The organism is Mycobacterium sp. (assembly GCF_049683935.1).
Classification (GTDB): Bacteria; Actinomycetota; Actinomycetes; order Mycobacteriales; family Mycobacteriaceae; genus Mycobacterium.
The window spans coordinates 1-7,343 of the sequence record NZ_JBAUJR010000515.1 but is presented as its reverse complement, the minus strand read 5'-3'; the positions used below and the strand labels follow the sequence as shown (position 1 = coordinate 7,343).

The following is a 7,343-nucleotide window of genomic DNA, read 5'->3' as shown; positions in this document are numbered from 1 at the left end:
GCCTCGGCCTGGGCGACCGAACCCTCCTGCCGCGCCTTGGCCGACTGGATCTGGGCGTCGCGTTCGGCTTCGGCCGTGCCGACGGCCGCGTCGCGCTTCACCTCGGCGATCCGCCGCTGGCCCAGCGACTTGAGGTAGTCGTTGGCGTCGGAGATGCCTGCGATCTTGAGGACGTCGACCTCCATGCCGATACGGGCCAGGTCGGCACCGGCCTCCTCCACCACGCTGCGGGCCAGGGTGTCGCGGTTGGAGTTGAGGTCCTCGACGGTCATGGTGGCGGTGATCCCGCGCAGGCTGCCGGCCAGGATCTCGTTGATCTGGCGCTGCAACTCGTTGAGGTCGGAGGTGAGGAAGCGTTGCACCGCGGTCTGCACGGCGTCCTCCGACGAGCCGATACGAACCAGCCCGACGGCCTCCACGTTGACCGGAACACCGTTGTTGGACAACGCATTCTGCAGGTTGATGCTGACGTTGAACGGCTCCAGGCTCATGATGTCGACGCGTTCGATCCCTGGCACCCGGAACCTGGCGCCACCTCGGACCACCTTCGGGGTGCCGCGCCCGGTGAACACCGCGACCTCGTTGGGTGGCACCTTGATGTAGTTCTTGACGTACACGATCGGCAGCGCGACGAACAGCAGAAATGCCGCGATCGCCGCGACGATGATGATCATCAGAACGGACACGTTCAGTTCCTCTCGAGGGTGGGCGGGTCGGTTCCCGCCCCGGGCATGGTCACGACGTGGACGTAGTCGTCGTCGACATCGGCGATGTACACGGGGGTGGACTTGGGCAGCGCCTGCGGCTCGGCGGTGACGGCCCGCGCGCGGACCCGGCCGCCCTCGCGGTCGACGAACGCCACCTCGCCCCAGCTGTCGGTCGGGACGTCGAGCGTGACGGTGCCGAGCAGGCCGATGTAGGACATCCGGCCCCGCTGGGAGTTCGACTGCTGACGACGCAGGTACGGAAGGAGTAGTCCCTGCAGTGTGGCGATGAGGGCCACGCCGCTGACCACCGCCACGATGGCCGCGCCGAGCGCGCCCAACCCCGACCAGGTACTGATCAGACCTCCGGTGCCCGCACCCAACAGGCCCGCGGACACACTTGTCAGGCTCAGGAACGGCAGACCGTCGTCACCGAACCCGGACCCGACCTCCACGTCGGTGAGCAGCAGCGCGGTCAGCACCGCGACACCGCCGACACCAAAAGCTGCGAGATAGACCGCGGTCACGAGATGATCTTCGCACCTATCCTGCGCAGATTTTGGGCGTGGCCGGTCTGCGAGTAACATGGATCAACGGTGCGGCTTCCGCGCCGACTTCTTGCGTGCCCTGTCAGGAACTCCGTCAGACGAGTTACGGAATTCCTCAGATCCGGCTCACGTTCTCAAGTCGGACGAAGGCTGCGCAGTTCAGGCCAAGATACGAAACGAAAGCAAGGATCGCTACACAGTATGGCCAAGAAAGACGGTGCCATCGAGGTCGAGGGTCGCGTGGTCGAGCCCCTGCCCAATGCGATGTTCCGCATTGAGCTGGAGAACGGACACAAGGTGCTCGCCCACATCAGCGGCAAGATGCGGCAGCACTACATCCGCATCCTCCCCGAGGATCGTGTCGTGGTGGAGCTCTCTCCCTACGACCTGACCCGCGGCCGCATCGTGTACCGCTACAAGTAACAGACATCCCACACTCAAGAAGCACAGAAGGATCGAACGAGCCGTGAAGGTGAACCCGAGCGTCAAGCCCATCTGCGACAAGTGCAGGGTGATCCGCCGGCATGGGCGGGTCATGGTGATCTGCTCCGATCCGCGCCACAAGCAGCGGCAGGGCTAGTCAGCCGAGCAGTACCCACAACTGAATGACGAACTCCCAGCACCACTGAGGGCATAGGGCCCTCGCACACGTCCGGCACGGAGGCCGGACCCCGGCAAGAGCCCGGGAACGGACTGGGATCAGACCTCCGCAGAACACGAGGAATGGCACACATGGCTCGACTCATGGGCGTCGACCTCCCGCGCGACAAGCGCATGGAGATCGCACTGACCTACATCTACGGCGTCGGCCGTACCCGCTCCCAGGAGATCCTGGACGCCACCGGCGTCAGCCGGGACCTGCGCACGAAGGACCTGACCGACGATCAGGTCACCCAGTTGCGCGACTACATCGAGGGCAACCTCAAGGTGGAGGGTGATCTGCGCCGCGAGGTTCAGGCCGACATCCGCCGCAAGATCGAGATCGGCTGCTACCAGGGTCTGCGGCACCGCCGCGGCCTGCCGGTGCGTGGCCAGCGGACCAAGACCAACGCGCGCACCCGCAAGGGCCCGAAGCGCACCATCGCCGGCAAGAAGAAGGCCAGGTAACCCCGGATGGCACAAGCAAAAAAGGGTGGCGCTGCTCCCAAGAAGGGGCAGAAGACCCGTCGCAGGGAAAAGAAGAACGTCCCGCACGGCGCCGCGCACATCAAGAGCACGTTCAACAACACGATCGTGTCGATCACCGATCCCCAGGGCAACGTCATCGCCTGGGCGTCGTCGGGTCACGTCGGCTTCAAGGGCTCGCGTAAGTCGACCCCGTTCGCCGCACAGCTCGCCGCCGAGAACGCGGCGCGCAAGGCTCAGGAGCACGGTGTGAAGAAGGTCGACGTCTTCGTCAAGGGCCCCGGCTCGGGACGTGAGACCGCGATCCGCTCGTTGCAGGCCGCCGGTCTCGAGGTCGGCGCCATTTCCGATGTCACGCCGCAGCCGCACAACGGTTGCCGTCCGCCCAAGCGGCGCCGGGTCTAGAGGAGATTAGAGAGACATGGCTCGTTACACCGGACCCGTCACCCGCAAGTCGCGCCGCCTCGGCGTCGACCTCGTCGGTGGAGATCAGTCCTTCGAGAAGCGCCCCTACCCGCCCGGCCAGCACGGTCGCGCGCGGATCAAGGAGAGCGAATACCGTCAGCAGCTGCAGGAGAAGCAGAAGGCCCGCTTCTCCTACGGCGTGATGGAGAAGCAGTTCCGTCGCTACTACGAGGAAGCCAACCGTCAGCCCGGCAAGACCGGTGACAACCTGCTGCGCATCCTCGAGAGCCGGCTCGACAACGTCGTCTACCGCGCCGGGCTCGCTCGGACCCGTCGGATGGCACGTCAGCTGGTCAGCCACGGCCACTTCACCGTCAACGGCGTGAAGGTCGACATCCCCAGCTACCGGGTGTCGCAATACGACATCATCGACATCAAGGACAAGTCGATCAACACGCTGCCGTTCGAGCTCGCTCGGGCCAACGCGGGCGATCGGCCGATCCCCGGCTGGCTGCAGGTCGTCGGCGAGCGTCAGCGCATCCTCGTGCACCAGTTGCCCGAGCGCGCGCAGATCGACATCCCGCTCACCGAGCAGCTGATCGTCGAGCTCTACTCGAAGTAACACATGTTCGCGGCCCGGTCGGGTCGCGGATCACTGAACGGCATCAAATAGCGGTTGCCGAGAAGGAGAACAAGAAAAATATGCTGATTTCTCAGCGCCCCACACTCAGCGAAGAGGTCATCGCCGAGAACCGGTCCCAGTTCGTCATCGAGCCGCTGGAACCCGGATTCGGTTACACCCTGGGCAATTCGCTGCGTCGCACGCTGCTGTCGTCGATCCCCGGCGCGGCGGTCACCAGCATTCGCATCGACGGTGTGCTGCACGAGTTCACCACCGTCCCCGGGGTGAAGGAAGACGTCACCGACATCATCCTGAACCTCAAGGGTCTGGTCGTGTCCTCCGAGGAGGACGAGCCGGTCACGATGTACCTGCGCAAGCAGGGTCCCGGTGAGGTCACCGCGGGCGACATCGTCCCGCCGGCCGGTGTCACCGTGCATAACCCGGACATGCGCATCGCGACCCTCAACGACAAGGGCAAGCTCGAGGTCGAGCTCGTCGTCGAGCGCGGTCGTGGCTACGTCCCGGCCGTGCAGAACAAGGCCTCCGGTGCCGAAATCGGCCGTATCCCGGTCGATTCCATCTACTCGCCGGTCCTCAAGGTCACCTACAAGGTGGAGGCCACCCGCGTCGAGCAGCGCACCGACTTCGACAAGCTGATCCTCGACGTGGAGACCAAGAGCTCGATCGGTGCCCGCGACGCGCTGGCATCGGCCGGCAAGACGCTGGTCGAATTGTTCGGTCTGGCACGGGAACTCAACGTCGAAGCGGAAGGCATCGAGATCGGCCCGTCGCCGGCCGAGGCCGATCACATCGCGTCGTTCGCGCTGCCCATCGATGACCTCGATCTGACCGTCCGGTCGTACAACTGCCTCAAGCGCGAGGGCGTGCACACAGTGGGCGAGCTCGTGGCCCGCACGGAGTCCGATCTGCTGGACATCCGCAACTTCGGCCAGAAGTCCATCGACGAGGTGAAGATCAAGCTGCACCAGCTGGGTCTGTCGCTCAAGGACAGCCCGGCCAGCTTCGATCCGTCCGAGGTCGCCGGCTACGACGTGGCCACCGGCACCTGGAACAGCGATGCAGGTTACGACCTGGACGCCGACCAGGACTTTGCCGAAACTGAGCAGCTCTAACCAATCCGTCCCGGTCCTACCTGATACGGGGGCCGGCCCCATTTAGGAGATAGTCGCAATGCCCAAGCCCACCAAGGGTCCCCGCCTCGGCGGGTCGTCCTCGCACCAGAAGGCGCTGCTGGCCAACCTGGCCACGTCGCTCTTCGAGCATGGCCGCATCAAGACGACCGAGCCGAAGGCACGGGCGTTGCGTCCGTACGCGGAGAAGCTCATCACCCACGCCAAGAAGGGCACGCTGCACAACCGGCGTGAGGTGATGAAGAAGATCCGCGACAAGGACGTCGTGCACATCCTGTTCGCCGAGATCGGTCCGTTCTTCTCCGATCGCAGCGGTGGCTACACCCGGATCATCAAGGTCGAGGCCCGCAAGGGTGACAACGCGCCGATGGCGGTCATCGAGTTGGTGCGCGAGAAGACCGTGACGTCCGAGGCGGACCGGGCCCGCCGGGTTGCCTCGACGAAGACCGAGCAGCCGGTCGCCGCCGCGGCGGCACCGCAGGCTGCGGTCGAGCCGGAGGCCGCGGAAGGGCCCTTGGCCGACGAGGCCGAGGTCGAAGCGGTCGAGGAAACGCCGATCGCCGAGGAGGCCGAGGTCGAGACCCCGGGCACCGAGGAGACCTCGGGCACCGAGGATGACAAGAAGTCCTAGCGACAACGCTGTGAACATGCCCGCCATCGATTCCGGTGGCGGGCATGTTCGTCTGCGGCTCGATGTCGCCTACGACGGAACCGAATTCGCCGGCTGGGCGGCGCAGCGCGGACAGCGAACGGTGGCCGGCGTCATCGAGGACGCGCTGTCGACGGTGTTCCGGGTCCCGGTGCTGGTGCGCGCGGCGGGACGGACCGATGCCGGCGTGCATGCCAGCGGGCAGGTCGCCCACGTGGACGTGCCGGTTGATGCACTTCCGCACGCCTACCCGCGGACTCCGCGTCCAGAAGACAGCGAGTTCGGTCCACTGGTGCACCGGCTGGCCAAGCTGCTGACCGAGGATGTCCGGGTGGTCGCGATCACGCGTGCCGCGCCTGGTTTCGACGCTCGATTCTCCGCGCTGCGCCGCCACTACGTTTACCGCTTGACGACGGCTCCGTACGGCGCCGAACCACACGAGGCGCGGTTCGTGACGGCGTGGCCGCGGGGACTGGACCTCGACGCGATGGCGGCGGGGGCGCGGGAACTGCTGGGGCTGCACGACTTCGCGGCCTTCTGCCGTCACCGCGACGGGGCGACGACCATCCGGGAGCTGCAGCGGCTGGAGTTCACGTGCGACGGGCACCGGATCGAGGTCCACGTGAGCGCCGACGCGTTCTGCTGGAGCATGGTGCGATCACTGGTCGGGGCGCTGCTCGCGGTGGGGGAGCGGCGCCGTGACCTGGCGTGGTGCGCCGGGTTGCTCACCGAGACGCGGCGGTCCAGTGACTTCGCGGCGGCGCCGGCGCGGGGGTTGACCCTGGTCGGGGTGGACTACCCGCCCGACGCTGAACTCGCCGCACGCAACCTGGTCACCCGGGATGTGCGCACCGCCGACGAGCTCGGTTAGAGCCTGCTCACGATGAAGTCGGCGGCTTGGTTGATCATGCCGGCGCCGATATAGGCGGACGCCAGATGCGAGGGCCAGTAGTCCTGCCAGTTCTCCGGCGCGGTCGGATTGCAGATCGGGTCGTCGCCGTGGCACAACTCGATGATCCGGTCGCGCAGCGCGGGGTTGGTGAAGTTGGCGATCGGGCCGACCCAGCTGCTGCCGTTGCCGAACAACGCGACCGCGGCGATGTGCCGGTCGGCGCCGTCCGGCATCGGATTCTTGAAGCCGAACGCGGCGATCGGCACCGCGATCACGACATCGGTCACCGCGGCGCCCAGCGAGTAGCCGCCGAGCACCAGGCGGGTGTCGGGGCAGTTGGCGGTCATGTACGCGATGCGCTGGCTCATGTCGTTGGCGCCGATGTCGACCTCGGTGTCGGCGGGGTACTTCACGGCGTACAGGTCGATGTCCCTGCCGCTCTTCTGGCGTAGCGCGCTGGCCAGCGCGTTGCCGATCTGTCCGGCCCCGGGGGACTCGATGCGGCCTCGGGCGAAGATCAGCTCAGCCTGAGGGCAGGATTGCGCGGAGGCGACGGGTATCGCCGACGTCGCACCACCGGGGATCGCCGCCGGGGCGATCAGGCCTGAAACAGCGAGAACGACCGCAACCGTCAATTTCCGAATCACCCCGCCGATCATAGCGACCAAGCTGGGTGCCCGCTGTGGAAAAACTGCGGCCGCAACGGTGGGGTGGCGGTCGCTCAGATCCGCCCGGCGGCAAAACCCGCTGCTTGGGCGATGTACGGAGAGGACTCGTAGCTGGTGTGGGCGAACGGATTCCGCCCGTCCGAGCAAATCGGATCACCGTTTGCGCACAGATCGATCGCCTTACCTGCGAACGAGCCGGCACCGGAAACCGGGTTGCCGAACTTCGTTGCGGGGTTACCGAATACCGCGACCGCGGCGACGTTGCCGTTGAGGCCGCCGGGCAGCGGCGGGGCCGATCCGATGTTGCCCACCCTGTTGCCCAGAGGCGGAACGCCGGCCAGCATGTCGATGACCGCCGCGCCCTGGGAGTAGCCGCCGAGCACGATCCGGGTGCCGGGGCACTGCTGGGCCATGAAGGCGATGCGGTTGGTGGCGTCGGTGGCGCCGACCGCGGTGTTGAGGAAGTCGTAGCTGGCGGGATAGTTGACGCCGTAGGTGCCCACCGTGCGGCCGCCGAGTTGCGGTCGCAGTGCGTCGGCGAGGGCCTGGCCCACGCGACCGACGCCCGCGGGCTCGCTG

General features: G+C 66.6%; 12 protein-coding genes. 8 read left to right on the top strand and 4 right to left on the bottom strand.

What is annotated here, in order from left to right:
• Positions 1-686 (bottom strand): flotillin family protein (locus WA965_RS29220; protein ID WP_526448299.1); only part of this gene is annotated, 686 nt, incomplete at its 3' end.
• Positions 687-688: 2 nt separating this feature from the next.
• Positions 689-1,231 carry a hypothetical protein gene (locus WA965_RS29215; protein ID WP_526300016.1) on the bottom strand — a complete coding sequence of 181 codons (543 nt, stop codon included), beginning with the start codon at positions 1,229-1,231 and terminating at the stop codon, positions 689-691.
• Positions 1,232-1,453: 222 nt separating this feature from the next.
• Between WA965_RS29215 and infA the strand changes: the two genes are divergently transcribed.
• The 8 genes from infA (at position 1,454) to truA (ending at position 6,075) form a co-directional block, all read left to right on the top strand.
• Positions 1,454-1,675 (top strand): translation initiation factor IF-1, encoded by a 222-nt coding sequence (gene infA, locus WA965_RS29210; protein ID WP_005140011.1) that lies wholly within the window; start codon positions 1,454-1,456, stop codon positions 1,673-1,675.
• Between the two features lie 43 nt (positions 1,676-1,718).
• Positions 1,719-1,832, top strand: a complete 114-nt coding sequence (gene rpmJ / locus WA965_RS29205; protein WP_003879483.1) for a 50S ribosomal protein L36 — start codon at positions 1,719-1,721, stop codon at positions 1,830-1,832.
• 152 nt (positions 1,833-1,984) lie between these two features.
• Positions 1,985-2,359 (top strand): 30S ribosomal protein S13, encoded by a 375-nt coding sequence (gene rpsM, locus WA965_RS29200; RefSeq protein WP_178358813.1) that lies wholly within the window; start codon positions 1,985-1,987, stop codon positions 2,357-2,359.
• A gap of 6 nt (positions 2,360-2,365) precedes the next feature.
• Positions 2,366-2,782, top strand: a complete 417-nt coding sequence (gene rpsK, locus WA965_RS29195) for a 30S ribosomal protein S11 (RefSeq protein WP_005140014.1) — start codon at positions 2,366-2,368, stop codon at positions 2,780-2,782.
• Between the two features lie 16 nt (positions 2,783-2,798).
• A complete protein-coding gene (gene rpsD / locus WA965_RS29190) occupies positions 2,799-3,404 on the top strand; it encodes a 30S ribosomal protein S4 (RefSeq protein ID WP_159230637.1) in 606 nt (201 codons plus the stop codon).
• A 47-nt stretch (positions 3,405-3,451) separates the two neighbouring features.
• Positions 3,452-4,537 carry a DNA-directed RNA polymerase subunit alpha gene (locus WA965_RS29185; RefSeq protein WP_372238573.1) on the top strand — a complete coding sequence of 362 codons (1,086 nt, stop codon included), beginning with the start codon at positions 3,452-3,454 and terminating at the stop codon, positions 4,535-4,537.
• A 58-nt stretch (positions 4,538-4,595) separates the two neighbouring features.
• A complete protein-coding gene (gene rplQ, locus WA965_RS29180; RefSeq protein WP_526300013.1) occupies positions 4,596-5,186 on the top strand; it encodes a 50S ribosomal protein L17 in 591 nt (196 codons plus the stop codon).
• 10 nt (positions 5,187-5,196) lie between these two features.
• The gene (truA, locus tag WA965_RS29175; RefSeq protein WP_526300020.1) at positions 5,197-6,075 is read left to right on the top strand and encodes a tRNA pseudouridine(38-40) synthase TruA; all 879 of its coding nucleotides are present in this window, start codon (positions 5,197-5,199) and stop codon (positions 6,073-6,075) included.
• Here the strand turns inward: truA and WA965_RS29170 are convergent.
• Together WA965_RS29170 and WA965_RS29165 are read right to left on the bottom strand one after the other, a co-directional pair.
• Positions 6,072-6,755: a cutinase family protein gene (locus tag WA965_RS29170; protein ID WP_526300011.1), complete on the bottom strand. Its 684-nt coding sequence runs from the start codon at positions 6,753-6,755 to the stop codon at positions 6,072-6,074. The genes truA and WA965_RS29170 overlap by 4 nt on opposite strands.
• 62 nt (positions 6,756-6,817) lie before the next feature.
• Positions 6,818-7,343, bottom strand: a 526-nt coding sequence (locus tag WA965_RS29165; protein WP_526448298.1) for a cutinase family protein, incomplete at its 5' end; no start/stop codon positions are given.